Below are 26,283 nucleotides of genomic sequence, written 5' to 3' on the forward strand. Positions count from 1 at the left end.
GGTGGTGTGTGGACGGATTCCCGTCCGGTGCGCCGGGGTTCGGCGCGCCTGGGGCACCGGGCTTCGGCGCGCCTGGGGCACCGGCCACGGGCACGGCCCCGCCCGTCACCTGCACTGCCGTGCCGATCACCGGCACAGCCCTCCCGCTCGCCGGTCGCGAGCAGGGCGCGGCCTCCGGCCGGGGACGGGCCCCGGGCGTGGCCCCGGAGTGGGCCGTCGGCCCGGTCGCGGACGCGGACGCCGGTACGGCTCGGTCACCGCTCAAGCGACGCGCCAGTTCTCCGCCAGGTCGCCCCAGAGGTGCGCGGCGGTTTCGACGCCCTTCGTCAGCAGGTCCAGTTCGACCTTCTCGTTCGGTGCGTGCCAGCCGTCCGAGGGGACGGATATCCCGAGGAAGAGGACCGGTACGCCGAGGACGTCCTGGAGGTCGGCGGCCGGGCCCGAGCCGCCCTCGCGGGTGAAGCGGATCTTCTGGTCGAAGGCGCGGCCCATGGCCCGTACGACGGACTGCAGGGCGGGGTGGTCGAGCGGGGTCAGGCAGGGGCGGGTGGCGCCCCAGAAGGTGATCTCGTGGCGGATGCCGTCGGGCAGGCGGGCGGCGACCCAGTCCCGTACGGACTGCTGGACGGCGGCCGCGTCCTGGCCCGCCACCAGGCGGAAGGACAGCTTCACCTGTGCCGAGGACGGCACGATGGTCTTGCCGCCGGGGCCCTGGTAGCCGCCGCCGATGCCGTTGACCTCGGCGGTGGGGCGGGCCCAGATGCGCTCCAGGGTACTGTGGCCGGTCTCGCCGAGCGCGGCGTGGGAGTGGGCCGTACGCAGCCACTCGGCCTCGTCGAAGGGCAGCTCGGCGAAGAGCTCGCGTTCGCGGTCGGTCAGCTCGACGATGCCGTCGTAGAAGCCGGGGACGGCGACGCGGCGGTCCTCGTCGTGGAGGGCGGCGGCCAGGCGGGCGGCCTCGGTGGCGGGGTTGGGCACCGCGCCGCCGAAGGACCCGGAGTGGATGTCCTGCCCGGGGCCGTACAGGTCGATCTGGCAGTCGGTGAGGCCGCGCATCCCCGTGCACACGGTGGGGGTGTCCTTGGACCACATGCCCGTGTCGGAGACGATGACCGTGTCGCAGGCCAGGCGGTCCGCGTGCTTGGCGATCAGCGCCGGGAAGTTCGGGGAGCCGGACTCCTCCTCGCCCTCGATGAGGAGCTTGAGGTTGACGGCCGGGGCGGTGCGGCCGGTCGCGGCGAGGTGGGCGCGTACGCCGAGGGTGTGGAAGAACACCTGGCCCTTGTCGTCGGCGGCGCCGCGGGCGTACAGCTTGCCGTCGACGGTCTGCGGCTCGAAGGGGTCCGTGTGCCAGCCGTCCTCGCGGGCGGCGGGCTGCACGTCGTGGTGGCCGTAGACGAGGACGGTGGGGGCCGACGGGTCCCCGGAGGGCCACTCGGCGAAGACCGCGGGGGCTCCGTCCGTCTCCCAGATCTCGGCGGTGGGGAAGCCGGTCGCGGTGAGCCGTTCTGCCAGCCATTCGGCGCTGCGGCGCACGTCGGCGGCGCGCTCCGGGTCCGCGGACACCGAGGGGATGCGCAGCCAGGCGGCCAGGTCGTCGAGGAACTCTTCGCGGTGGACGTCGATGTACGCGCGGACGGCGCTGTCCGAGGTGGTGCTCATGTGTCCGAGCCTATCCGGCCGCGGGGCGCGGTCCGCTGCCGGTCTCCTGGATCTTGTCACCTCTGCCCTCCCCCGGCGGTGTCCGCTTCGCCGGCGGCCCGTGCGGGCTCGCCGAGCAGGATGCTTTCGAGTCCGGCCCGGTCGGGCAGCCGCTGGGGCCGGACCGTCTCGCCGCTGCGTACGTACAGGAACGCGGCGTCGACGGCGGACAGGGGCAGGCCGTGCTGCTCGGCCCAGGCCACCCGGTAGAGGGCCAGCTGCAGCGGGTCGGCGGTCTGCGCGTGGTGGGTCTTCCAGTCGATGATCTCGTAGGTGTCCCCGTGCGGACCGCGGCTGCGGTAGACGGCGTCGATACGGCCGCGGATCACCCGGCCCGCGAGGGTGAGCTGCACCGGCACCTCGATGCGGTACGGGGTGCGCCGGGCGTACGGGGTGCGGGCGAAGGCCTCCTTGAGAGCCTCCAGGTCGTCCTCGTCCGTGATCGGGGCCGCTTCCCCGGCCGCTTCCTGGGCGCGCGCTTCGTGGCCGTACGCCCCGCCCGGCAGTTCGTCGGGGCCGAGCAGGGGCAGCGTCAGTTCCTCGAAGCGCGATTCCACCCAGGCGTGGAAGCGCGTACCGCGGCGGGCGGCGGGCCGGGGCGGGTGCGGCATGGGGCGGGCCAGCTCCCGGGTGAAGCCGTCCGGGTCGGACGCGAGCCACAGCAGCTGCGAGGCGCTGAGCGAGGACGGCAGAGGGACCTCACGGACGGTCGCGCGGGCCCGGCGCAGCTCGTCGGCGAGGGCGTCGAGGTCGCGGTCCCAGGAGGCGACGGTACGGCGCTCCTCGGGGAGGAAGGGGGTGGGGCCGGGGTCCGGGGCGGCTTCGGTGGCGGGGGCTTGTGCCGGTACGTGGGCGAGCGCGGCGTCAGCTCGTACGGCGGCGTCCGGGCCTGCCTCGCCCCCCGCCCCCGGATGCGTGGGCCGCTCGCCGCTCCAGGCGTCCCAGTCGGCCAGGTCGTGTTCGGGGGCGGGGCTGGGGCTGGGGCTGGGGCTGGGGCTGGGGCTGGGTACGGAACCGGGTACGGGGCCAGGCCCAGGACTCTGGGGATCGTCGACGGCGTACCCATCGGAGTACGGGTCGGAGTACGGGTCGGAGTACGGGTCTTCGTGCGGAGCGGCGTACGGGTCTCCGTACCCGCCCTCGAACGGGTCGTCCTCGGGCGGCGGCGGCCAATCCGGGTCGTGGACCGGCCCGGCCTGCGCGGGTACGGAGGCGGCGCCCCCCGCCGCGGGATGCGGGGCGTCATGAGCGACGGCGGCCTCGGGGCCGTCGGCGGCTGCGGTGTGCGGCGGTGCGGTGGCATCGCCCGGGGCGTTCGCCAGAAGCTCGTCCAGGTACGTCCGGACCGTCGCGGCAGCCGCGCGGCGGCGCTCCCGCGCCGTCGTGTCCAGCGGCAGCGGCCACTCCAGCTCGGCCTCCGCCTCCTTCAGCGACGGGTTCTCCGCGCCCTCCTCCGGGGCCTCGGCCCACTCCTCGATCTCGCCGTGGCCCGCCTCGCAGTGTGCGCGCAGCGCCTCCAGGAAGGCGGAAGGGCCGCGTGGCCGCTTCTGGTCGGGGCCCCACCAGTGGCCGGAGCCGAGCAGCAGGGAACGCGGGCGGGTGAAGGTGACGTAGCCGAGGCGCAGCTCCTCGACCGACTGGTGGTCCTTCATCGCCTCCTTGAAGGACTTCAGGCCGCGGCTGCTCCAGTCGGCCACGTCCGGCAGTGTCGCGGCGTCGCCGCGCAGGGCGTGCGGCAGCACCTTGGACTGGGTGAGCCAGGAGTCGCGGGCCTGCTCGCTGGGGAACTGCTTGCCGACGAGGCCGGGGACGGCGACCACGTCCCACTCCAGGCCCTTGGATTTGTGGGCGGTGAGCACCTTGACCGTGTTCTCACCGCCGGGCAGGGAGCTGTCCAGGCCCTTCTCGTGCTGGACGGCGGTGCGCAGGAAGCCCAGGAAGGCGAGGAGCGTCGCGTCGCCGTCCAGGGCCGCGCCGCCCTGCTTGGCGGCGAAGCCCGCGGCGATGTCCAGGAAGGTGCTCAGGGTCTCCCGGCGGCGGGCCGCCAGAGCGCGCGGGGAGGCGGACAGCTCGACCTCCAGGCCGGTGACGGTCAGCACCCGGTGCAGTACGTCCATCAGGGGGTCGGCCGATGAGCGCCGCAGGTCGCGCAGTTCGCGTGCCAGGTAGGCGAAGCGGACGCGCGCCTCCGGGGAGAACGGCAGGCCGTCGTCGGGGCGGCCGTCCGCCTCCAGGAACGTGTCGAGCGCGTCGGCGAGCGAGATCGTCTCGGCCGGGTCGACGCCCTCCACGGCTTCGGCCAGCCGCCGTTCGGGGTCCTCGGACTGACCGTCCCGGTGGACCAGCAGCCGCGCCCGGCGGCCCAGGAGGGCCAGGTCACGGGGGCCGATCCGCCAGCGCGGGCCGATCAGCAGCCGCACCAGGGCGGCGTTGGCCGTGGGGTCCTGGAGGACCTCGCACACCGCCACCAGGTCGGCGATCTCCGGCAGGTGCAGCAGCCCGGACAGGCCGACGACCTCCACCGGGACCTCCCGTGCGACCAGCTCACCCTGGATACGGGCGAAATCTCCGGCGGTCCGGCACAGCACCGCGATCTCGCCGGGCGGGGTGCCCGTGCGCACCAGGTGGGCGATGCTCTCGGCGAGCCAGGTCATCTCCTCCGCGTGGGTGGGCAGCAGCGCGCAGCGCACCACGCCGTCGCGCTCCGCGCCGGGGGCCGGGCGCAGCGCCTCGACGCCCGCGTGCATGGCGCGGAGCGGCGCGGCGAGCCCGTTGGCCAGGTCGAGCAGCCGGCCGCCGCTGCGGCGGTTCTGGCTGAGGGCGGAGCGCCGGGCCGGGCTGCCGTCCTCGAAGGGGAAGTGGTCGGGGAAGTCGTCCAGGTTGGCGACGGAGGCGCCGCGCCATCCGTAGATGGCCTGGCAGGGGTCGCCGACGGCGGTCACGGCATGGCCCGTACCGCCGCCGAACAGGCCGGACAGCATGATCCGCTGGGCCACGGAGGTGTCCTGGTACTCGTCCAGGAGGACGACCTTGAACTCCTCGCGCAGCAGCGCGCCCACCTCGGCGCGGGTGGTCGCGAGGGTCGCCGACAGGGCGATCTGGTCACCGAAGTCCAGCAGCTCGCGGCGCTGCTTCTCGCCGCGGTACGCCCGGACCAGCTCCAGCAGCTCCAGGCGCCCGCGGGCCGTCTCGGGCACCTTGCGCAGGTCGGCGTTGGAGAGCTTCACCCGGTCGAGGGCGGCGAGCAGCTCGGTGTCGTACGCCCGCAGCCGGTCCGGCTCCACGAGGTGCTCGGCCAGCTCGCCGTCGAGCGCGAGCAGGTCCTCCACTAGGGCGGGCAGCGACTTCGTCAGCGCCGGATACGGGCCGGGGGCGGTGCGCAGCACGCGGGCGGCGAGCTGGAAACGGGTGGCGTCGGCGAGCAGGCGGGCGCTGGGCTCCAGGCCGATGCGCAGGCCGTGGTCCTTGAGGAGCCGGCCCGCGAAGGAGTGGTACGTCGAGATCCGGGGCTCGCCGGGGACGCCGTCCGCGTCGGCCGGGGCACCGGGGCCGGGGGCGGGCGCGCCGGCCTGGACGCCGGGCGGCCCGGGGGCGGCCGCGCCGAACGGGTCGGCCGGTTCCGTCACCCCGGCCGCCGCCAGGGCCTTGCGGACGCGCTCGGCCAGCTCGCCCGCCGCCTTGTTCGTGAACGTCAGGCCGAGGACCTGCTCCGGGGCGACCTGGCCCGTACCGACCAGCCACACCACGCGCGCGGCCATGACCGTGGTCTTGCCGGAACCGGCGCCGGCCACGACGACCTGCGGGGCGGGCGGTGCGGTGATGCAGGCCGTCTGCTCCGGGGTGAACGGGATGCCGAGGAGCTCTTTGAGCTGCTCGGGGTCGGTGATACGAGCTGACACATCCGAGACCGTATCGGCCCCCACTGACAATCGCGGCAAACCCCAGCTGAGGGCGCCGGAGGCGGGTACGGCGCGGTGATCACCGGGCCCGGGACGCGTCCGTCACTCCACCACGTGCCGACCCTCGGGCTGCGCCGAGCAGGCCCTGCGGAACGCGCAGTGGGTGCAGTGCTGCCCCGTGGTGGGGGTGAAGCGCTCCTCCAGTACGCGGCCGGCGGCCGTGGCGAGCAGTTCGCCCGCCCACTCCCCGCCCGGCTGCGCCGGGGGCTCCCCCACGTCGATCGGCCCCTGTGCCTGGACGGCGGGGAGCGCGTCCCCGCCCTCCTTCTGCGGGGCGCCCAGCCGCAGGTGGACGAGTTCCGCGCCGCCCGTCGCGGGGCGCTGCCCTTCGAAGGCGGCGTCCACCGCGCCCGCGCGCACCGCCAGCTGGTACACGGCGAGCTGCGGGTGCCGGGCGACCTCCGGGCCGGTCGGCTTCTGCTTGCCGGTCTTGAAGTCGACGACGTACGCCCGGCCCTCCGCGTCCCGCTCGACGCGGTCCATGCTCCCCCGGATACGGACGGCGTATTCGCCCGCCTCAAGGGTGACGTCGAAGCCGTGCTCGGTCGCGACGGTCTCGCGGCCCAGCGTGCCGCGCTCCATCACGTGCCAGCGCAGGAAGCGCTCCAGCGCGGCGCGCGCGTTGTCCTTCTCCTGCCGTGACTTCCAGGGGGCGTCGAACGCGAGCGCGTCCCATACGGAGTCCAGGCGTTCCATCAGGACGGACAGGTCGGCGGGGGTACGGCCCGAGGCGACCTCGTCGGCGAGTACGTGGACGACGTTGCCGAAGCCCTGGGCGGCGGTCGCGGGCGCGTCCGCCTTCACCTCGCGCCCCAGGAACCACTGGAGTGCGCAGGTGTTGGCGAGCTGGTCCAGGGCGCTGCCGGACAGCGTCACGGGACGGTCGCGGTCGCGCAGCGGCACGGCGCTGTGCGTCGGCTCGTACAGGCCCCACCACTGGTCGGGGTGGGCGGCCGGCACCAGCGGCTGGCCCTCGTCGTCGCGCAGCGCCGCCAGCTTCGCCAGCCGTTGCGCGGCGGCCGCCCGCAGCGCCGGGGTGGCGTCCGGGTCGACGGTGGTGGCGCGCAGTTCCGCGACCAGCGCGGCGACCGACAGCGGGCGGCGGGGGCGCCCGGTGACGTCCTGCGGCTCGACGCCCAGCTCGGTCAGAAAACGGGACGGCTGGTCGCCGTCGTCCGACGCGGCCTTGACGGCGGTGACCACCAGGCGCTCGCGGGCCCGGGTCGCCGCCACGTAGAACAGCCGGCGCTCCTCGGTGAGCAGCGCGCCCGGGGGCAGCGGTTCGGCCAGTCCGTCACGGCCGATCCGGTCCGCCTCCAGGAGCGAGCCCCGACGGCGCAGGTCGGGCCAGAGCCCTTCCTGCACACCGGCCACGACGACGAGCCGCCACTCCAGCCCCTTGGAACGGTGGGCCGTCATCAGGCGCACCGCGTCCGGGCGGACGGTCCGGCGGGTCAGGGTGTCGGCGGCGATGTCCTGGGCGTCCAGTTCCTCCAGGAAGTTCAGCGCGCCCCGGCCGCCGGTACGGGCCTCCGCGCGGGCGGCGGTCTCGAACAGCGCCACGACGGCGTCCAGGTCGCGGTCGGCGTTGCGGGCCGCCGCGCCGCCGCGCCGGGCGGTCCGCTCCAGCCGCTGCGACCAGGTGGGTGTGCCGTCCCAGAGCGTCCACAGGGCCTCTTCGGCGGTGCCGCCGCGCGCCAGCAGGACGCGGGTGGTGCGCAGCAGCTCGCCGAGCTGCCGTGCGCCCCGCGCGTACGCCGGATCGTGCGCGACCAGGCGCTCCGGTTCGGCGAGCGCCCGCGCGATCAGCTCGTCGGAGGGCCTCGGTACGTCCTGTCCGGCGGCCCGCTCCTCCTCCCGCAACGCCCGGCCGAGCCGGCGCAGGTCGGCGGCGTCCATACCGCCGAGGGGGGAAGTCAGCAGCTCTATGGCGGTTTCGGCGGAGAGCCCGGGGATGCCGGAGGACCCGGGGATGCCGGAGGGCCCGGAGAGTTCGGAGATCTCGGAGGGTCCGTGCGCCGCCTCGGGGGGCTGATCCCCCGATACGGCGGCGTCATCGGCAGCGTCATCGGCAGCGGTTTCGTCGGCGGAGGCCTCGTGGGCGGAGGCCTCGTCGTCGAGGGCCTCGTCGTCGGGGGCACCATCGGCAAGAGCCTCGTCGGCGAGGACGTCAACAGCGACAGCATCATCGACCGAGGCGCCATCAGCCGGGACACCCGCAGCCGGAGCACCAGCCGCAGTCACCCCCGCAGTCCCCCCGGCAGTCACCGCCGAAGCCGCCACCCGCAGGGCCGTCAGCAGCGGTGCCACCGCGGGTTCCTGCCGCAGCGGCAGCTCGTCGCCGTCGATCTCCAGGGGCACACCGGCCGAGGTCAGGGCCCGGCGCACGCCGGGGAGGGACCGGCCGCCGGCGCGTACCAGGACGGCCATGTCGCGCCACGGCACGCCGTCCTCCAGGTGCGCGCGCCGCAGGATGTCCGCGACGTTGTCCAGCTCGGCACCCGGTGTCGGGTACGTGTAGACCTCGACGCGGCCCCCGTCCCGTACCGCCGCGAGGTCGCGGTGCGCCCGCACCGCGCGGGCCGGCAGGCGGGTCAGCGGCATACGGGCGGTGAGCCGGCGTGTGGCCGCCAGGAGGGCCGCGCCCGAGCGGCGGGAGGTGCCGAGCACCTCGACCGGGGCCGGTGTGCCGTCCCTGTGCGGGAACGCCGCCGGGAAGTCGAGGATGCCGTTGACGTCGGCGCCGCGGAAGGCGTAGATCGACTGGTCGGGGTCGCCGAAGGCGACGAGCGTACGGCCGCCTCCGGCCAGCGCGGCGAGCAGCCGTGCCTGTGAGGCGTCCGTGTCCTGGTACTCGTCGACGAACACCGCGTCGTAGCGCGCGGCCAGCTGAGCCGCGACCTCGTCGCGCTCCGCCAGGAGTACCGCGCGGTGCACGAGTTCGGCGTAGTCCAGCATGCCCTGGGCGTCCAGTACGTCCAGGTACTCGGTGAGGAATCCGGCCGCCGCTCCCCAGTCGGGCCGCCCCGTACGGCGCGCGAAGTCGGCGAGCGCGTCCGGGCCCAGCCCCAGCTCGCGGCTGCGCGCAAGCACCGCGCGGACCTCGTCGGCGAAGCCGCGCGTCGTCAGGCAGGCCCGCAGTTCGTCCGGCCAGCGCACCCTGGCCCGCCCGGCGGCCGCCAGTCCGGCCTGCCCTTCGAGCAGCTCGCGCACGACGAGGTCCTGCTCGGGGCCCGACAGCAGCCGCAGCGGGTCGGCGAACAGGTCGGCGTCCTGGTGGGCCCGTACGAGCGCGTAGCAGTACGAGTGGAAGGTGGTGGCCTGCGGGGCGGCGGAGCTGCCCAGGCGGGCGGCGATCCGGTCCCGCAGTTCGACGGCGGCCTTGCGGCTGAAGGTCAGCACGAGGAGCCGTTCGGGGTCGGCACCGTCCCGTACCCGGCGGGCGACCGCCTCCACGAGTGTCGTGGTCTTGCCCGTACCGGGACCGGCGAGCACCAGCAGCGGCCCGGTGCCATGGTCAACCACAGCGCGCTGGCGTGCGTCCAAAGCAGGAGGGTCCGTCGGTCCCGGCCGGGTACGCACCAGTCGGTACGCGCCGGTGGCATCCCGCCGCGCCGACCGCCGGCGCGGCTGCGCGGACGGCACGGCCGAGGCCGAGGCCGAGAAGGAGGAACTCACGTGGTTCGCCGGTCCTGGGAGGAGGTGCTGGTCGTGGTGCGCACCGCGGTGCGGGGCGTGCCGGTGCGGCCACCGCGCCGGTCGCCGGGCGGCGGGGCGGTGGTGCGGGCCGTGCCCGACGCTACGCCAGGTGGCGCACGAGCCGCAGTCCGTCCCACGACGGTACGACGGATGCGTACGTCCGTGTCGGATACGCCGGACGGGTCAGGTGTACCGGAGGGGTCAGGTGCGCCGAACGGGACAGATGTACCGGACGGGTCAAGTGCGCCGAACGGGACAGGCGCGCCAGGTGCGCCGAACGGGTCAAGCCCGCCGGACAGGTCAGCAGCGCCCTACAGGCCGGATGCACCGAACCTCCCGGGACCACCGCGCGCCGGCCCCACGTCCCCCGAACGGCCGCCCCACGGAGTCACGCGCTCCCCTCCGGCACCCCACCGAACCCCGCGCGCCGCCCCCGCCACCCCCGGCCTCCCGCAGTCCCGGCCCCTCCCACGCTCACGTCCCCGGAATGCCGCGGCAACGGCGCCCTCAGCCGCCCGCCCCCGGATCGCTCCCGTCCCAGCGGGCCCGCCGCATGTCGAGGCGCGGGACGTGGCCCTCGGCGGACCGGGCGGCCTCGCGCAGCGGAGTGCCTTCCTCCCGGTAGTGCGCCATCGCGCGCAGCTCACTGCCCGGCAGGAACTGCCCGTCGGCGCGCACGACGCGCCACCACGGCACGGCGCCCCCGTACAGGGCCATCACCCGCCCGACCTGGCGCGGTCCGCCCACGGTCCGCCGGCCGCCGGTCCCCGGAGGGTCTTCGCCGGAGGGCGGCTCCTCCCCCGCGAGCCACTCGGCGACGTCGCCGTAGGTCATCACCCGCCCGGACGGAATCAGCTCCGCGACGCCGAGGACCCGTTCCGCGTATTCGGGGATCTCCTCGGCGCCGGGGCCGGGCGAGCCCTCCCCGGCGCCGGAGGCCCCGGCCGGGTCCCCGTCGCGCTCGCCGCCGCACTCGGGAATGTCTCCCGCTGTCCCACTCATTCGGCCCATCCTGCACCACACCACCGACAGTCCCGCCCCGCCCGCGCCGTGGCCCGCCGACGGCGTGCGCGGGCGGGCACGGGGGCGTATGTTCCGTTTCCCGGCCCTTCGAAATGCACCCTGATGCCCCCCACCGCCTCGCGGCCATGCCACCATCTTCCGGGCGGTGACTGGTGATACGAGATCAAAAAGAGACGGCCGAACAGCAGGGTGCGGTGCCTCCATGGGAGGCCGGCACCCCTGAGGCGCTGTCCTCCGCCACCCCCGCCCGGGGGGACGGAAAACCACGGGGGAAGCCGTCACAGGCTTCCGAGACCGAAAAGGCGAGCACGATCGAGAAGGCCGGAAGAGCCGACGAGTCCGCGACCCCGCAGGGGCCGGACCAGCCCCGCCGGGCCGACACGGCGACCGCTTCCACCGGAGCGGGGGACGCGGCAGAAGAGGAACGCACCGCCGACGGAGCGGCCGGCACCGACGTAGCGGAACGCGCCGCCGACGGAGCAGCCGGCACCGACGTATCCGGCACGACCGGCAAAGCCGCCAAATCTGCCAGACCCGCCCGCTCCGACAGGTCCGAACGGCCCGCCCCATCCCACGACCACGTGGGCAGCGAGTTCCACGTCGACCAGGTCTCCGGGGACGAGCCGCTGCTGCCGGCCCGTGTGCACCGCCCGTCCGACCTGATGCGCCTGCTCCTCGGCATCGTCGGCATCGCGCTGGTGCTGCTGCTGGCCACCTTCGCGCACGGCACGACCCAGGGTCTCCAGCGCGACATCGGCGAGGGCGCCGGGATGGCGCCGCGGCTGCTGATCAACTTCGCCGGGCTGGCGTCGAGCGTGGCCGTACTGATCGTGCCGGTGGCCTTCGCCGTCGAACGGCTGATCAAACGGGACGGGCTGCGGATCGCGGACGGTGTGCTGGCCGCGGTCCTCGCGCACGGCGTCTCGCTCGCCACCGATCTGTGGGTCGCCGAGGCCGCCCCGAAGTCCATCCAGGTCGCGCTGACGCAGCCGCTGGCCAACGGCGGGCTGACCCCGCCGGTGCACAGTTATCTCGCGCCGGTCATCGCGTACATGACCGCGGTGGGGATGTCGCGGCGCCCGCGCTGGCGGGTGGCGATGTGGTGCGTGCTGCTGCTCGACGCCTTCGCCGTGCTCGTGGGCCGCTACACGACGCCGTTCGCCATCGTCACCACCATCCTCATCGGCTGGACGGTGGCCTTCGGGACGCTCTACGCGGTGGGCTCGCCCAATGTGCGGCCCACCGGCCAGAACCTCCTCGCCGGCCTGCGCCGGGTCGGTTTCCACCCGGTCAGCGCGGTGCGCGCCGAGGACATCGGCAACCCCGAGCACCCGGAGCACGCCGACCGCGGCCGCCGCTACATCGTCACCCTGGAGGACGGCCCGCCCATCGACGTGACCGTCGTGGACCGCGAGCGGCAGGCCCAGGGCTTCTTCTACCGCGTCTGGCGGCGGCTGTCGCTGCGCGGCATCAATCAGCGCCGCAGCCTGCAGTCCCTGCGCCAGGCGCTGGAGCAGGAGGCGCTGCTGGCGTACGCGGCCATCGCGGCCGGTGCCAACGCGCCGAAGCTGATCGCCACCTCCGAGCTGGGCCCGGACGCCGTGATGCTCGTATACGAGCACATCGACGGCCGGCCGATGGACTCGCTGCCGGACGAGGAGATCACCGGCGAGCTGATGCGCAACGCCTGGCGGCAGGTGGCGGCGCTCCAGTCGCGGCGGATCGCGCACCGGCGCCTGGTGGGTGACGCCCTCCTGGTGGATCGTTCCGGCAGGATTTTCCTGACCGATCTGCGCGGCGGTGAGATCGCGGCGGGCGACCTGGTGCTGCGGATGGACATCGCGCAGCTGCTGACCACGTTCGCGCTGCGGGTCGGCGCCGAGCGGGCGGTGGCCGCCGCCCTCGACGCGCTCGGCCCGGACGCGGTCGCCGACAGCCTGCCGCTGCTCCAGCCGATCGCCCTCAGCCGCACCACCCGGTCCACGCTGCGTCAGCTGGCGCGCGAACGCTCCGCGCGGGAGCGCGAGGCGGTCCTGGAGGCGTCGCGCGCCGCCAAGGAACGCAAGGCCGCCGAGGCGGCCCGGCGGGAGGGCGCGCACGCCGAGGCGGGGCCGGGCAACCGCAAGGCGCAGCGCGCCGAGAAGCACGCCGAGCGGCGGGCGGTCGACGAGGCGCTGGAGGAGGCCCGCGAGGAGGACCTGCTGTCGCAGATCCGCCAGCAGGTGCTGCTGATCCGGCCGACGGCGCCGGTCGAGCCGGCCCGCCTGGAACGGGTCCGGCCGCGCACCCTCGTCAGCTGGATCGCCGGTGTCTTCGCCGCGTACTTCCTGCTCTCGCAGATCACCCACGCCAACTTCGGCCAGGTCGTCGGCGAGGCCCAGTGGCTGTGGGTGGTGGCGGCGATGGCCTTCTCGGCGCTGACCTACCCGGCGGCGGCGATGAGCCTGCTCGGCTTCGTACCGGAGAAGGTGTCCTTCCTGCGGGCGGCCATCGCGCAGGTGGCGGGCAACTTCGTCAAGCTGGTCGCGCCCGCCGCGGTGGGCGGCGTGGCGCTCAACACCCGCTTCCTGCAACGCTCCGGCATCCGGCCCGGTCTGGCGGTGGCGAGCGTCGGCGCGTCCCAGCTGTTCGGCCTCGGCTGCCACATCGTGCTGCTGCTGACCTTCGGCTATCTGACCGGCACCGAGCGCACGCCGTCGCTGTCGCCGTCCCGCGCGGTCATCGCGGGCCTGCTGACGGCCGCCGTGCTGGTGCTGGTGGTCACCGCCGTGCCGGTGCTGCGCAAGTTCATCGCCACGCGCGTACGGTCGCTGTTCGCGGGCGTGGTGCCGCGGATACTCGACGTCCTCCAGCGCCCGAAGAAGCTGGCGGTCGGCATCAGCGGCACGCTGCTGCTCACGGCGGCGAACGTGATGTGCCTGGACGCCTCGATCCGCGCGTTCGGCGGTGGCGGGCAGCTGAGTTACGCGGCCATCGCGGTGGTGTTCCTCGCGGGCAACGCGGTGGGGTCGGCGGCGCCCACCCCCGGCGGTGTGGCGGCCATCGAGACGGCGCTGACCGGCACCCTGACGCTGGCCGGGCTCACCCCGGACATCGCCTTCCCCGCGGTGCTGCTCTTCCGGCTGATGACGTTCTGGCTGCCGGTGCTGCCGGGCTGGATCTCCTTCACGCACCTGACCCGCAAGGGCCAGATCTGAACCGAGGGTCCGAGCCGGACACCCCGTACGAGCCGGACACCCCGTACGGCGAAGGGGCCGCGGCCCGTACGGCAAAGGGTCCGCACACCACCTGGTGTGCGGACCCTTGTGCGCGGTGCGGCCGGGAGCCGGTCAGTAGACCGGCTTCTCCGGCTCGACCGTGTTGACCCAGCCGATGACGCCGCCGCCGACGTGCACCGCGTCCGCGAAGCCCGCGGACTTCAGGACGGCGAGCACCTCGGCGGAGCGGACGCCCGTCTTGCAGTGCAGGACGATCTTCTTGTCCTGCGGGAGGTCCTGGAGGGCGCTGCCCATCAGGAACTCGTTCTTCGGGATCAGCTTGGCGCCGGGGATCGAGACGATCTCGTACTCGTTCGGCTCGCGGACGTCGATGATCTCGATCTTCTCGTCCGTGTCGATCCACTCCTTGAGCTGCCGGGGAGTGATCGTGGAGCCGGCCGCCGCCTCCTGGGCCTCTTCGGACACGACGCCGCAGAAGGCCTCGTAGTCGATGAGTTCGGTGACGGTCGGGTTCTCGCCGCAGATCGCGCAGTCGGGGTCCTTGCGGACCTTGACCTGGCGGTACGTCATCTCCAGCGCGTCGTAGATCATCAGGCGGCCGACCAGCGGGTCACCGATGCCGGCTAGCAGCTTGATCGCCTCGTTGACCTGGATGGAGCCGATGGACGCGCACAGGACGCCCAGCACGCCGCCCTCGGCGCAGGAGGGGACCATGCCGGGGGGCGGGGGCTCCGGGTACAGGCAGCGGTAACAGGGGCCGTGCTCGCTCCAGAAGACCGAGGCCTGGCCGTCGAAACGGTAGATCGAGCCCCAGACGTACGGCTTGTTCAGCAGCACGCAGGCGTCGTTGACCAGGTAACGGGTGGCGAAGTTGTCCGTGCCGTCGACGATCAGGTCGTACTGGGCGAAGAGGTCCATGACATTGGTGGAGTCGAGGCGCTCTTCGTGCAGGTTGACCGTGACGTACGGGTTGATGCCCAGCACCGTGTCCTTGGCGGACGCGGCCTTGGAGCGGCCGATGTCCGCCTGGCTGTGGATGATCTGGCGCTGGAGGTTGGACTCGTCGACCTCGTCGAACTCCACGATGCCGAGGGTGCCGACGCCCGCCGCGGCCAGGTACATCAGCGCGGGCGAGCCCAGTCCGCCGGCGCCGACGCACAGCACCTTGGCGTTCTTCAGCCGCTTCTGCCCGTCCATCCCGACATCCGGGATGATCAGGTGGCGGGAGTACCTGCGGACCTCGTCGACGGTGAGCTCCGATGCGGGCTCGACCAGGGGTGGCAGCGACACGGGGACTCCGTTTGTCGGTATCTCGATGGGCGACCCCCCGCCCCGGGGCACCCCGGAGCAAGGGACGGTGGTCTTCCCGTAACACTGCCACGCCCTTCTTCATTCCGAGACACCAGGTCCGATACGCGAGACGAATGTGTCCCAGTAGCCGGGCAGCGACTCCCAGGCGCTCCCTCCGTGGTCGATGCGGTCGGTGAAGTAGACCGTTCCGGCGCCCTGCCAGCGGGCGATGCGCAGGGCTTCTTCCAGGTGGGTGCCGGGGACGCCGTGCACGAGGTGGCAGAAGCGCTCCGCCGGGTGTTCGGCGGTCCACTCCGCCACCTGTGACCAGCGGTAGTCGGACCAGCGCCCGGCGAAGGTGACGAGCTGGTCGGCGACCTCCGCGTAACCGGGGTACGGGTGGCGGCCGTGCCCGGTGACGAGGTGCGCGCCGTCCCGGAGGGCCCGCAGGGTGGTGGTCAGCCGCCGGGTCCCGGGCAGCAGTGTCCGGTCCGTGGGACAGCGGTCCAGATAGAAACCGTCGACCTTGTACCAGTCCAGGAAGCGGTGCGCGTCGGAGACCAGCTCGCCGAACGGACGGGCGCCGTGCCCCATATCGAGGTGGCCCAGCAGCCGGGCCCCCGCGTCCCGCAACTGGGCGGCGGCGGGCAGGCAGTACGGATCGGGCCGCACCCCCGGCCCGCGTGCGACGTCGAGCACCACCCAGTGCAGCGCCGCCGCGCCGCCGCGCGCCCCCGGGGCCCGGCGTGCGGGCCCGGTGCAGGCCGCCCCCCGGGACAGGCGCAGCACCTCGGCCCACTCGGCGGGCGCCAGCAGCGGGTGGGCGAACCCCGGGACGCCGACGCCGAGCGGCGCGGCTCCGGTCACGGTGGGCCCGGCGCCCACGGACGTCGTCAGATACGACATGCGGCCTCCATCCAGATGTCGGCGAGGGACTCCTCCAGCCCGATCCGCGGCCGCCATCCCAGTCGGTCGCGGGCGGTGCGCACGTCCGCCTGCTGCCAGCTCCCGCACCCGTCCGGATAGGGATACGCAGGGGGCACGGTCCCGTGTTCAGAGGCCGGGCCGGGGATGGCGAGACGTGCCGCGGCGGGGCCGCCGCCCGCGTAGCCGGGCGGGGTGTCCAGTTCGTGGAGCGACCCGCCGAACCCGGCGACTCGTGCGAGCAGGGCGGCGGCCTCGCGCAGCCGTACGGCGTGCCCCGTACCGATGTTGACCACACCCTGCGCGGCGGAGAGCGAGGCGGCGTGCACGGCCCGCGCCACGTCCCGTACGTCCACGAAGTCACGCTGCACGCCCAGGCCGCCCAGCTTCAGCTCGTTGTCCCCGGCCTGCATCGCGCGCCGCATCGCCTCGGCGAGGCGGCCGAGCGGCGAGCCCGCCGGGGTGCCCGGACCGACCGGGGAGAAGACCCGCAGCACGACGGCGTCCAGGCCGGAGCCGAGGACGAGTTCGGTGGCGGCCAGCTTGCTGACGCCGTACGGGCCGCCGGGCCGCGGGACGGCGTCCTCGGCGGTCGAGGAGCCGGGCTGCGAGGGCCCGTACTCGGAGGCGCAGCCCAGGTGCACGAGCCGGGCGCCGCAGCTGCTGCGCCGCAGCGACTCGCAGACGGTGGCGACCGCGACGGTGTTGTGCCGGGTCAGGTCGCGGGCACCGCCGCGGGTGGTGCCCGCGCAGTTGACGACCACGCCGGGGTGGACGGCGTCCAGGAAGCGGGTCAGCGCGCCCGGACTGCCGGAGGCCAGGTCGAAGCGGACGTCCGCGTCGTCGCCGCGCCCGAGGGCGGTCAGCTGGACGGCGGGGTCGGCGAGCAGCCGGTCGGCGACATAGCGCCCGAGGTACCCGTTGGCACCGATGAGCAGCACCCTCATCGCGCGACCCCCCGGTCCCGGTGTGCTTCGGTGGGATGGACGTTCATGATGTCGTTCTCCTCATGCGGTGGGTTGCGGACGGGATGCGGCACCGGCAGCGATGACCGCCGCCGCGGGGGCCGGGCGGTGGCGGTGTACGCCGCGTGAACGGTGGCGGGCGTCCGGACGGTGAGGGCCGGCGCCATGGGAGCGCCGGCCCTGCGGAGGCCTGCGCGCCCGCCGGGGGTGATGGCGTGCGCGCAGGCGGCGATGGCACGCGCGCCGGGAGTGGTGGCGTGCGTGCCGGGAGAAGCTGCGTGCGTATCGCGGGTGGCGACGTGTGCGGGGTCACGGCCGGTCCGCCTCCGCCGGTACGGCGGCGGGGGCCGCGGCGGGGGCCGGTGCGTGCGCCGAGGCGCCGGTGAGGGCGCGCAGCGCGTACAGCAGCAGGCCGAGGGCGGGCAGAGCGCAGGCGACGGCCGGTACGGCGGCCGGGCCGAGGTGGGTGACGGCGGCCTCGACGGGCCTGCCCAGCGGCGCCAGGCCCGGCAGCCGGGCGGCCAGGACGCAGGCCAGGGCGGCGGCTTCCAGCGCGACGGCTGCGGCCGGGCCCGCTGTGGCGGCGGCCGGGAAGCCGTGCCGGGCGAGCAGCCGCGCCAGGAAGAGCAGGGCGCCGAGGGCCGATGCGGCGGCCACCGGGCCCGCTCCCCCACCGCCGCCGACCGCATCCACGGTGGCCGCCAGGGCGAGCAGCGCCGCGAGCTGCATCGTGGCCGCGGCCAGCAGCAACGGCCGTACGCCGGAGGCGAATGCGGTCAGGCACCGGCTGTCCGCCAGCCTGCGGCGCGCGCGGGCCGCGAACCAGTGCGCGCACCAGGCGGCGGGCACGACGGCGCACGTAAGGGCCAGGGCGGTGGTGGTGGCGAACTGAGGCTGTACGTAAGGGAAGTCCGGTCCCCCGGCGAGGATCTGGCGCAGCAGCCAGTCGCCGCACAGCGCGTATCCGGCCAGCCAGCACGTCCACAGTGCGGCTGCGCGGGCGGACGGATACCGCGCGCGCAGCGGGCCGTGGCGGACACACAGGCGCAGGGCGAGGGCGACCAGGCCCGTTCCGGTCAGTGCGACGGCCTTTTGTACGAGTCCGGTTGACGGACCGTCAATCAGTCGGCCCGGTACGGGCGTGGACGCGTCACCCGCGGCGGTGACGGCGGCCACGGTCGCGGCGCACACCGCGCCGGGCAGCAGATGCAGCACCGCACGGACGCCTCTGCCCCGTCGTACGGGGCCGGGGGCGGGCACGGTGGGTGGGGGGGCCTCGGCGCGCGGGACCCGGGCGTACAGCTCCTCGGCCAGCGAGAAGACGTCGCGGTGCCGGAAGCGGGCGGCCGTGCGGTCGGTGACGCCGTGCGCCTCCAGCCCGGCGGCGATCTCCATCGGGTCGACGGCCCGTTCGCACAGCGTCCGGTGCTGATGCATCAGCGTCTTCACGGGGTCGGCCGGGCCGCGCCGGGACGGCCGGACGGGCGTGTCGCGTAGGGGCAGGGGGGTTGGGGCGGCGGTGGGCCGGGGGCGAGGGGGCGTCCTCGGGTCCGGGGTGGCGGATGGCTGCGGGTCCGGCCCTGGTTCCGGCCCCGGTTCCGAAGCGGTGGAGGGCTGCGGGTCCGTGCCCGGTTCCGGCCCCGGTTCCGAAGCGGTGGAGGGCCGGACGTCCGTGCCCGGCTCCGGGACGGCGGTGGGCCGGAGGCCCGTTCCCGCTTCCGGGGCCGCGCCGGTACCGGTCTCGGCTGTCGTCACGGTCGGGCTCCTCTCTGGCGGTCGGTACCGGCGGAGACTCCGGCGGTGGTTCCGGCTCCGGCTCCGGCCCCAGCTCCGGCCCCAGCCCCAGCTCCGGCCCCGGCTCCGGCGGCGGCTCGTTCGGTGGCCGGGGGGCGCGCGCTCTTCTCGACCGCGGGGCGTGCGCTTCCGGTGGCATGCGCGGTCGTGTGCCGCGCGCCGTCCCCGGCCGGGTCCGGAGCCGCCCAGCTCGGTGCGCGGCCCGTCGGCGGCGCGGCCTGTGCGGCGCCGCGCGCCACGGCCCAGCGGCCCGGGACGCGGGACTCGGCGGGCCGGGTGAAGAGGCGGGGCGCACCGTCCCCGCCCGGCCCTGCGGCAGCGGCGGGGCGGCGCGGCGCGTGGGACATCAGCTCCAGGTAGATGCCACGAAATGCCGCGATGTTCTGCTCCACCGTGAACAGTTCGAGTGCGCGGGCGCGTGCGGCGGCGCCCAGCCGGGCGCGGCGGCCGGGGTCGCGGAGCAGCGCCAGGCACGCGTCGGCCAGCGCGCGCGGGTTGCGGGGCGGCACGACCAGGCCCGTACCGCCGATGACTTCGCAGACCGCTCCGGCGTCGGTGGAGACCGAGGCGCGACCGCTGAGCATCGCCTCCACCAGGGAGCGCGGGAACCCTTCGGACACGCTGGAGAGGACCACCACCGAACCGGCCGCGTAGGCGTCCTGCGGGCGTGGCATGTCGGGGCCGCCGATCTCGTCGAAGGAGACCGGGTTGTCACCGTCGCTCTGCGCGTCGGCGGCTTCGTCGGGGAAGAGCTGGGCGGCCAGCGCCCGGCAGTGCGCCAGGTAGGCGGGGTCCTCCGGGCCGGGCCCGGCGGCGCCGACGATGCGGAGCGTGGCGTCGGGTGCGGCCCGGTGGACGCGCGCGAAGGCGTGCAGCAGCGAGACGAGGTCCTTGGCGGGTTCGACGGTGCCGGTCCACACCAGCGTGGTGGAGCGGTCGGCCGCGGCGTCCGGGACGGCGGCGAAGCCGGTCGCGTCCATGCCCGGGTACACCGTGCGCAGGCGCTCCCGGTCCGCGCCGCAGCGCTCCTGCCAGTGCCGGGTGTGGGCGTTGCCGGGGGTGACGAGTGCGGCCTGGGCGTACGTCTCGGTGGCCAGCGCGGTGTCGAAGGCGCCCAGCAGAGCGCGGACGGGGGCGCTCAGGTGCGCGCCGGAGCGCGCGAGGTAATGCTCGCGCAGGCGCACGCCGTACTCGGTGAGCAGGAAGGGCGTACCGAAGAAGCGTTTGGCCAGCAGACCGGGGAGGGCGGCGGCTCCGCCGGCCGTGGCGTGGCAGAGGTCGGCCGCGGCGAGCCCGCCGGAGTCGCTTCCGGAGGGGTGCGCGGCGTCGCCGTACCAGTCCAGGGAGAGGGGCCGCAGGGCGCGTTCCAGCTCTTCGGTCACGGTCAGCAGGTCGCCCACGCGGGCGCCGTGCGCGGCACGCAGCGCGCCGGGGGTGCGGCAGGCGCTCTCCAGGATGCGTACGGCCTGTTCGGAGCGGAGGAGTTCGGGCAGACCGCCGTGGTCACGGGCGAGTTGCGCGAGTCCGTAGAGCCCGGCGGCGAAACGGTCCGCCTGGGCTGCGCCGTCCCCGTCACCGGCCGCCGACGTCGCGCACGGACAGGCCGGGCCGCCGGGTGCCTCCGCCGCGGTGAACCCCGCCGCGAGAGCGCCGAAGCACTCCGCGAACCGCCCCCGCGCACGCCGTCCGCGCGCCCCGGCGCGCCGCCCCGCGGGCCGCCATCGCAGCGCGCCGGGCAGCTCCCCGTACAGCGGCGCGGTCCGCGGCTCGCGGGCCCGGCCCGGCCCGCTCCCGCGAGCGTCCGCGGGGCCGCTGTCGAGGGTGTAGACCTCGAATACGTGGCCGGGGAGCCCGCGCACGAGCCGGTCGCGCCACGGACGCGTCTCACCGGACGCATCCGGGCCGCCACTCTCGGTGAGCAGAGCGATCCGCACGAGCGCACCCCGTTCTTCCTGATCGGCGTCCAACGACGGCGGCCGCCCCGGGAGGCCCGCCGCTACCTGCAGGAAGAAGCTACGCAGAGATTCCGGTGACACGGCGGACGGTTGTCCGTCGCGCCACCGGAAGGGGTGAAGAGACGTAACTTTCCACCCCGGTGGGCGTTCTGGCGCGCTATGTGACCGTCACGCCGCGGCGCGCAGCGCCCGCCGCCCGGCCGACACCTCCGGGTCGAGTACGGGCACCGCCGCCAGCAGGCCCTTCGTGTACGGGTGCCGGGGGCGTTCGTACACCTCGCCGGTGGCGCCCTCCTCCACGATGCGTCCGTCGCGCATCACCGCGACCCGGTCGCTCACCGCCCGTACCACCGCCAGGTCGTGCGCGATGAAGACCAGCGCGAGGCCCAGTTCCCGCCGCAGTTCGCCGAGGAGGTCGATGACCTGCGCCTGCGTGGTGACGTCCAGTGCCGAGACCGGCTCGTCGCAGACCAGCAGCCGGGGGCCGGGGGCGAGCGCCCGCGCGATGCCGACGCGCTGCCGCTGTCCGCCGCTGAACTCGTGCGGATAGCGGTGGTACCAGGCCGGGTCCAGGCCGACCCGCTCCAGCAGCTCGCACGCCCGGCGCACGACGCGCGCGTCGTCCCGGTCGCCGGCCGCGCGCAGCGGGTCGGCGACCGATTCTCCGATGCTGCGCCGCGGGTTGAGCGAGGAGACCGGGTCCTGGAAGACCATCTGCAGTTCGCTGCGGAACGGGCGCAGTTGACGGTCGCCGAGGGTCCCGATGTCGCGGCCCTGGTAGCGCAGCGTCCCGGCGGTCGGGTCCAGCAGCCGTACGAGCATCCGCCCGAGCGTCGTCTTGCCGCTGCCGGATTCCCCCACGAGGCCGACGGTCTCCCCTTCCCGTACGGTCAGGGAGACCTCGTCGACCGCGGTCGTACGGTGCCTCCGTCCGCCGAACTCGCGCCGCAGCCCGACGGCTTCGAGCAGCACGCCGTCGCCGCTGCCCGTGCCGCGCACGGCACGCGCGGCCGGCTGCTCCGCTTCCACCCTCGGCACCGCCGCCAGCAGCTCCTTCGTGTACGGCTCGCGCGGCGTGCGCAGCACCTCGCCGACCGGGCCGTGTTCCACGGCCCGGCCCCCGCGCATCACGAGCACCTCGTCCACGCTTCCGGCGACCACGCCGAGGTCGTGGGTGACCAGGAGCAGCCCCATGCCGGTCTCCGCCCGCAGGTCGTGCAGCAGGTCGAGGATCTGCGCCTGGACCGTGACGTCCAGCGCGGTGGTGGGCTCGTCAGCGATCAGCAGGCGCGGTTCGCAGGCGAGCGCCATGGCGAGCAACGCGCGCTGGCGCATGCCCCCGCTGAACTCGTGGGGCCGCGAGCGGGCTCGCCGGGGGGCGTCCGCGATGCCCACGCGCTCCAGCACCTCGACGGCGCGGGCGCGTGCCGCGCGCCGCGAGACGTCCGGCCGGTGCACCCGGTGCACCTCGGCGATCTGGTCGCCGATCGCGTAGTACGGGTCGAGCGAGGACAGCGGGTCCTGGAACACCATGGCGGCCCGGCCGCCGCGCAGGCGCCGCAGCTCGCGCTCGTCCGCCGCCCGTACGTCCGTACCGGCGACGCGGACCGTGCCGCGGACCCGCGCCCCGGTCCCCCGGTGCAGATCCAGCAGCGCCGCCGCGACGGTGGACTTGCCGGATCCGGACTCGCCGACGATGCCCAGGGCCCGGCCCGCGGCCAGCGAGAAGGAGAGGCCGTCCACGGCCTGCACGACAGACGACATGGCAGCGGGCACGGCAGAGGGCATGGCAGCCGACTCGGCAGAGGGCTCGGCACCGGGCACTGCGGCCACGTCGCCCCCGGCGCCGGGTCCCCCTCCCCCGGCCCGGCCACCCCCGGCCCGGCCGCCCCCGCCCCCGCCCCCGCCGGGAAAGGCCACCGACAGATCCCGGACCTCCACCAGGAGGTCCGGCGCCGCTCCGGATGTGTGCTCGGAGGTCATGTCAGGGCCACCCTTCGGTCGGCGAGTGCGTAGAGGATGTCCGCCACGACGTTGGCGACGACGACGGCCGCGCCGGTGCCCAGCACGACGCCGACGACCACGGGCAGGTCGACGACGCGCACCGAGTGGACCAGGAGCTGTCCGATGCCGGGCAGTCCGAAGAGTTCCTCGGTGAGCATCGCGCCGCCGAACATCGTGCCCAGGTCGAGCGCGGTGAGCGCGATGACGGGCGGCAGCGCGCCGCGCAGCGCGTGCCGGGTCACGACGGAACGTTCCCGCACGCCGTACGCGCGGAAGGTGCGGATGTGGTCCTCGGCCAGCGTCTCCAGCGTCGAGGAGCGGGTCAGCCGGGCGTACTTGGCGGATTCCAGCAGCGCCAGCGCCGTCCAGGGCAGCAGCAGATTCCAGGCCCACTGCTCGGGGTCCTCGGACAGCGGGACGTAGGAGGGGAACGGCAGCCACCGCAGGTACGCGCAGAAGACCATCAGCAGCAGAAGCCCGGTGATGAAGACCGGGGTGGCCGTGCCGACGAGGGTCAGGCCGGTCAGGACGCGTTCCGTCGTACCGCCGCGGCGCAGCGCGGACAGCAGGCCGGTGCCGACGCCCAGCAGCAGCCAGAGCACCATCGAGCCGAGGGCGAGGGACGCGGTGACCGGCAGCCGCTCGTTGAGCAGCTCGGTGACGGGGGTGCTGTTCTGGTACGAGAGGCCGAGGCAGGGCGCGTCGCAGTGCAGTACGGCGGTGCCGGACGAGAAGTCGCGGCCGGCCACCAGCCCCTGGAGGAAGTGCAGGTACTGGGTCAGGACGGGCGCGTCCAGCTCCAGCCGTTCGCGGACCTGCTGGATCTGGGCGGGGTTGCAGCGCGGGCCGCAGGCCAGTTTGGCCGGGTCGCCGGGCGCGACGTAGAAGAGCGCGTAGACGGCGACGGTCAGCAGGAAGAGGACCAGGATCGCGCCGCCGAGACGGCGCAGTGCGTAGCCGGTCATACGGCCGCCTCCTTCTCGCGCTGTTCATGGGCGGCGTCCGCGGAGGGGCCCTTGCGGCCCGCCCGGGTGCCGACCCGCAGCCGGGACCGCTCGCGCGGGTCCAGCGCCGTACGGACCGCGTCGCCCAGCACCGTGAACGCGAGCACGGTCACCAGCAGGCAGGCCGCCGGGAGCAGGACGTACGTCGGGTCGGCCCGGAACCAGGTCGTCGCGGACGACAGCATCTGCCCCCAGGACGCGGTGGGCGGCCGGACGCCGATGCCGAGGAAGGACAGTGACGCCTCGACGACGATGTTGCCGGGCACCAGGACCGCCGCGTAGGTGATCACCGGCGCGGCGAGCGACGGCAGCAGTTCGCGCCGTGCCACGCGCAACGGCCCGGAGCCGCCGAGCCGGGCCGCCGCCACGTGGTCCAGCTTCTTCAGGGCCAGCGTGCGGGCGCGCACGATCCGGGAGGTGCCGAACCAGTTGAGCAGCCCGATGACCAGCACCAGCAGCAGCGGGCGCGGGAAGTCGGCGGGCACGATCGCGGTCAGCGAGATCGCGATGACGAGCATGGGCAGCGCGGTCAGCACCTCGGTGAACCGCGAGAGCACCTGGTCGGCGAGCCGGTTGCCCAGCCCGGCCGCGAGGCCGACCACCAGGCCGATCAGGACCTGTACGGCCGTGGCGCCGAGGGCGATGAGCAGCGAGACGCGGGCCCCGTACAGCAGCCGGGCGAACATGTCCCGGCCGGTGCCGGGCTCGACACCCAGCCAGTGGTCGCCGCTGATGCCGCCGTACGACCCGAGGGGGACGCCGCCGCGCGCCGAGTCGATCAGGCCGTCGTGGTACGTGGTGGGGTCCTGGCCCTCCAGCGCCGCCAGCAGCGGGGCGCCGAGGGCGAGCAGGACGAGGGCGAGCAGGACGGCGGCGGAGGCCACGGCCGCGGGACGCCGCCGCAGCCTCCGCCACACCGTGCTGTTCCGAGGGAGTGTCGGGCCGGTCGTCGTCACTTGACCGCTACCTGGGAGATGTCCAGCACGCCGTCCCAGTCACTGATGACGATGTTCTTGACGTCCTTGCCGTACAGGCGCTTGTAGACGGGGTGGAAGAGCGGCACGGACAGGGCCTGCGCGCCGATCTTCTTGTCCAGCGCGCCCCACCGGGTGGCTGCCGCACCCAGGTCGGTCAGCTTGTTGATCTCGTCGATCTCGTGGTTGACCGCCGGGTCGTCGAGCTGCGCGTGGTTGAAGTTGAAGGCGTCGCGGACGATCTGCCGACCGTCGAAGATGGGCGCGAGGAAAGGGCCGCCGGACGGCCAGTCGGCGCCCCAGCCGCCGATGAACAGGCCCGGCTCGTCGTCGACGCTGTGCACCTTCTCCTTGTAGTCGTTGTCCTCCAGGCCCTGGAGGCGGACGGTTATCCCGGCCTTCTTGAGGGCTTCCTGGACGGCGGTGGCGATGTCCGGGCTGGTCTCGAAGTTCTTGGCGGTGGAGTGGGTGAGGGTGATGTTCAGCCCGTTCCCGTATCCGGCTTCCTTGAGCAGTTCCTTCGCCTTCGCGGGATTTCCGGTACGGCCCGCCGGGAACGGGTCGTACGGAGTGTGACCGAAGGATTTTCCGTTCGGCAGGAAAGTGGTGGCGGGTTCGGCGAGCGCGGAGCCGCCCGCGGCGTTCACCACGCTCTGCCGGTTGACGGCGTAGGCGACGGCCTGGCGCACCTTCGGATTGTCGAAGGGCTTCACCTTCGGGTTGAAGGCGAGGTAGTTGGTGTAGCCGAAGTGGCCGGTGCCGACCCGCTTGCCGAGTCCCTCGTCGCCGCTGATCTGGGCGAGTTCGGCCGGGCCGAGGTTGGTGTCGGTGGTCACCGCGGCGGCGTCCGGACCGGCGCCGGTGGCCAGCCGCTGGTTGACGACCGCGGAATCCAGGCCGGATTTCACGTCGATGGTGTCGGGATAGGCGTGCCGTTCGGAGTCGGTCTTCGCGGACCAGTGCGGATTGCGTTCCAGGACGAGGTGTTCGCCGTCCCCGGTGTTCTTGACGACCTTGTACGGGCCCGAGGAGACCGGGTGTTCCTCGTATTTCGTCCCGGTGTCCTTCGCGCGGGGCACCGGCGCGAACTGTGTCTGCGTGGCGAGCAGCGGGAATTCGCCTTCGGGCTTCTTCAGGTGGAAGACGAGGGTCTTCTCGTCCGGGGTCTCGATGGACTTGAGCCCGTCCTTGCTCTTGTCCTTGTACGGGCCCTGGTAGCTTTCGCCGCCCACCAGCCAGTCCCGCAGATACGGGGCGCCGCCGGAGAGTTCGGCGGCGAAGGAACGCTCGATGCCGTATTTGACGTCGGCGCTGGTGATCGGCGAGCCGTCCTCGAACTTCAGCCCGTCCTTGAGCGTGTAGGTCCACACCGTGGCGTTCTCGCTGGGCCGTCCGGTGTCGGTGGCGAGGTCCGGTACGGCCTTGGCGCCGGCCGCGCCGTTCTCCCGGTTGCGGGTGGTCAGCGTACGGAAGACGAGGGTCGGTACCTTGCCGCCGCCGGAGGTGTAGAGGCGCGCCGGGTCGAAGTCGGTCTGGGGTTTGGAGTTCAGCACGGTGAGCGTGCCGCCCTTGGCGGGCGCGGCGCCCGCGCCGTCACCCGCCGCGGTGTCCTTGGGGCCGCAGGCGGTGGCGCCGGCGGCCAGCGCGACGGTCACCGCGGCGGCGGCCACGCGTCTGGCGGTGGGAAGGCGGCGGTCACGGGACGGCTCGGCCATGGCAGTTGGGTGCCTTTCGCAGCAGGACGTACCCGCGGGGAAGGCGGCAGCAGGAGCG

The 26,283-nt window shown here is 74.4% G+C and carries 14 protein-coding genes; 1 reads left to right on the forward strand and 13 read right to left on the reverse strand.

Going from position 1 to position 26,283, the window contains the following annotated elements:
- Positions 1–261 precede the first annotated feature (261 nt).
- The 4 genes from A6A06_RS02870 to A6A06_RS02885 all read right to left on the reverse strand — a co-directional run bounded on the left by A6A06_RS02870 (position 262) and on the right by A6A06_RS02885 (position 10,361).
- Positions 262–1,662: a dipeptidase gene (locus A6A06_RS02870; RefSeq protein WP_073758419.1), complete on the reverse strand. Its 1,401-nt coding sequence runs from the start codon at positions 1,660–1,662 to the stop codon at positions 262–264.
- 56 nt (positions 1,663–1,718) lie between these two features.
- Entirely contained in the window at positions 1,719–5,600 is a 3,882-nt protein-coding gene (locus A6A06_RS02875; protein WP_073758421.1) for an ATP-dependent DNA helicase, read from the reverse strand.
- Positions 5,601–5,702: 102 nt separating this feature from the next.
- Positions 5,703–9,305 carry an ATP-dependent helicase gene (locus A6A06_RS02880; protein WP_199930706.1) on the reverse strand — a complete coding sequence of 1,201 codons (3,603 nt, stop codon included), beginning with the start codon at positions 9,303–9,305 and terminating at the stop codon, positions 5,703–5,705.
- Positions 9,306–9,866: 561 nt separating this feature from the next.
- Complete coding sequence (locus tag A6A06_RS02885) at positions 9,867–10,361, reverse strand: MGMT family protein (protein WP_079193751.1); 495 nt, start codon at positions 10,359–10,361, stop codon at positions 9,867–9,869.
- A gap of 683 nt (positions 10,362–11,044) precedes the next feature.
- Here A6A06_RS02885 and A6A06_RS02890 point away from each other — a divergent pair.
- A complete protein-coding gene (locus tag A6A06_RS02890) occupies positions 11,045–13,579 on the forward strand; it encodes a lysylphosphatidylglycerol synthase transmembrane domain-containing protein (protein WP_242440582.1) in 2,535 nt (844 codons plus the stop codon).
- Between the two features lie 132 nt (positions 13,580–13,711).
- Here A6A06_RS02890 and moeZ read toward each other — a convergent pair whose 3' ends face one another.
- The 9 genes from moeZ to A6A06_RS02950 form a co-directional block, all read right to left on the reverse strand.
- Positions 13,712–14,890 (reverse strand): adenylyltransferase/sulfurtransferase MoeZ, encoded by a 1,179-nt coding sequence (moeZ, locus tag A6A06_RS02895; protein WP_073758427.1) that lies wholly within the window; start codon positions 14,888–14,890, stop codon positions 13,712–13,714.
- A 99-nt stretch (positions 14,891–14,989) separates the two neighbouring features.
- Positions 14,990–15,796 (reverse strand): spherulation-specific family 4 protein, encoded by an 807-nt coding sequence (locus A6A06_RS02900; RefSeq protein WP_073758429.1) that lies wholly within the window; start codon positions 15,794–15,796, stop codon positions 14,990–14,992.
- Entirely contained in the window at positions 15,784–16,761 is a 978-nt protein-coding gene (locus A6A06_RS02905; protein ID WP_073758431.1) for an NAD-dependent epimerase/dehydratase family protein, read from the reverse strand. The genes A6A06_RS02900 and A6A06_RS02905 overlap by 13 nt, the downstream gene beginning before the upstream one ends.
- Positions 16,762–17,088: 327 nt before the next feature.
- Positions 17,089–18,216 carry a hypothetical protein gene (locus A6A06_RS02915; RefSeq protein WP_242440537.1) on the reverse strand — a complete coding sequence of 376 codons (1,128 nt, stop codon included), beginning with the start codon at positions 18,214–18,216 and terminating at the stop codon, positions 17,089–17,091.
- A 314-nt stretch (positions 18,217–18,530) separates the two neighbouring features.
- The gene (locus tag A6A06_RS02925; RefSeq protein WP_079193818.1) at positions 18,531–20,507 is read right to left on the reverse strand and encodes a glycosyltransferase; all 1,977 of its coding nucleotides are present in this window, start codon (positions 20,505–20,507) and stop codon (positions 18,531–18,533) included.
- 189 nt (positions 20,508–20,696) lie between these two features.
- Entirely contained in the window at positions 20,697–22,292 is a 1,596-nt protein-coding gene (locus tag A6A06_RS02930; RefSeq protein WP_242440538.1) for a dipeptide ABC transporter ATP-binding protein, read from the reverse strand.
- Positions 22,293–22,507: 215 nt separating this feature from the next.
- Complete coding sequence (locus A6A06_RS02940) at positions 22,508–23,497, reverse strand: ABC transporter permease (protein WP_073758435.1); 990 nt, start codon at positions 23,495–23,497, stop codon at positions 22,508–22,510.
- Positions 23,494–24,492 carry an ABC transporter permease gene (locus tag A6A06_RS02945; RefSeq protein ID WP_073758437.1) on the reverse strand — a complete coding sequence of 333 codons (999 nt, stop codon included), beginning with the start codon at positions 24,490–24,492 and terminating at the stop codon, positions 23,494–23,496. The genes A6A06_RS02940 and A6A06_RS02945 overlap by 4 nt, the downstream gene beginning before the upstream one ends.
- A complete protein-coding gene (locus A6A06_RS02950; protein ID WP_073758439.1) occupies positions 24,489–26,225 on the reverse strand; it encodes an ABC transporter substrate-binding protein in 1,737 nt (578 codons plus the stop codon). The genes A6A06_RS02945 and A6A06_RS02950 overlap by 4 nt, the downstream gene beginning before the upstream one ends.
- Positions 26,226–26,283: the final 58 nt, after the last annotated feature.

The sequence above is a fragment of the Streptomyces sp. CB02923 genome, from assembly GCF_001905005.1.
Lineage (GTDB): Bacteria > Actinomycetota > Actinomycetes > Streptomycetales > Streptomycetaceae > Streptomyces.

Bases quoted from the DNA above. Each gene is read 5' to 3' on its own strand.
- A6A06_RS02890 (WP_242440582.1), top strand. From the start codon at position 11,045: ATGCGCCTGCTCCTCGGCATCGTCGGCATCGCGCTGGTGCTGCTGCTG.
- A6A06_RS02885 (WP_079193751.1), bottom strand. From the start codon at position 10,361: ATGAGTGGGACAGCGGGAGACATTCCCGAGTGCGGCGGCGAGCGCGAC.
- A6A06_RS02905 (WP_073758431.1), bottom strand. From the start codon at position 16,761: ATGAGGGTGCTGCTCATCGGTGCCAACGGGTACCTCGGGCGCTATGTC.
- A6A06_RS02900 (WP_073758429.1), bottom strand. From the start codon at position 15,796: ATGTCGTATCTGACGACGTCCGTGGGCGCCGGGCCCACCGTGACCGGA.
- A6A06_RS02870 (WP_073758419.1), bottom strand. From the start codon at position 1,662: ATGAGCACCACCTCGGACAGCGCCGTCCGCGCGTACATCGACGTCCAC.
- A6A06_RS02950 (WP_073758439.1), bottom strand. From the start codon at position 26,225: ATGGCCGAGCCGTCCCGTGACCGCCGCCTTCCCACCGCCAGACGCGTG.
- A6A06_RS02930 (WP_242440538.1), bottom strand. From the start codon at position 22,292: ATGTCGTCTGTCGTGCAGGCCGTGGACGGCCTCTCCTTCTCGCTGGCC.
- A6A06_RS02940 (WP_073758435.1), bottom strand. From the start codon at position 23,497: ATGACCGGCTACGCACTGCGCCGTCTCGGCGGCGCGATCCTGGTCCTC.
- A6A06_RS02915 (WP_242440537.1), bottom strand. From the start codon at position 18,216: ATGCATCAGCACCGGACGCTGTGCGAACGGGCCGTCGACCCGATGGAG.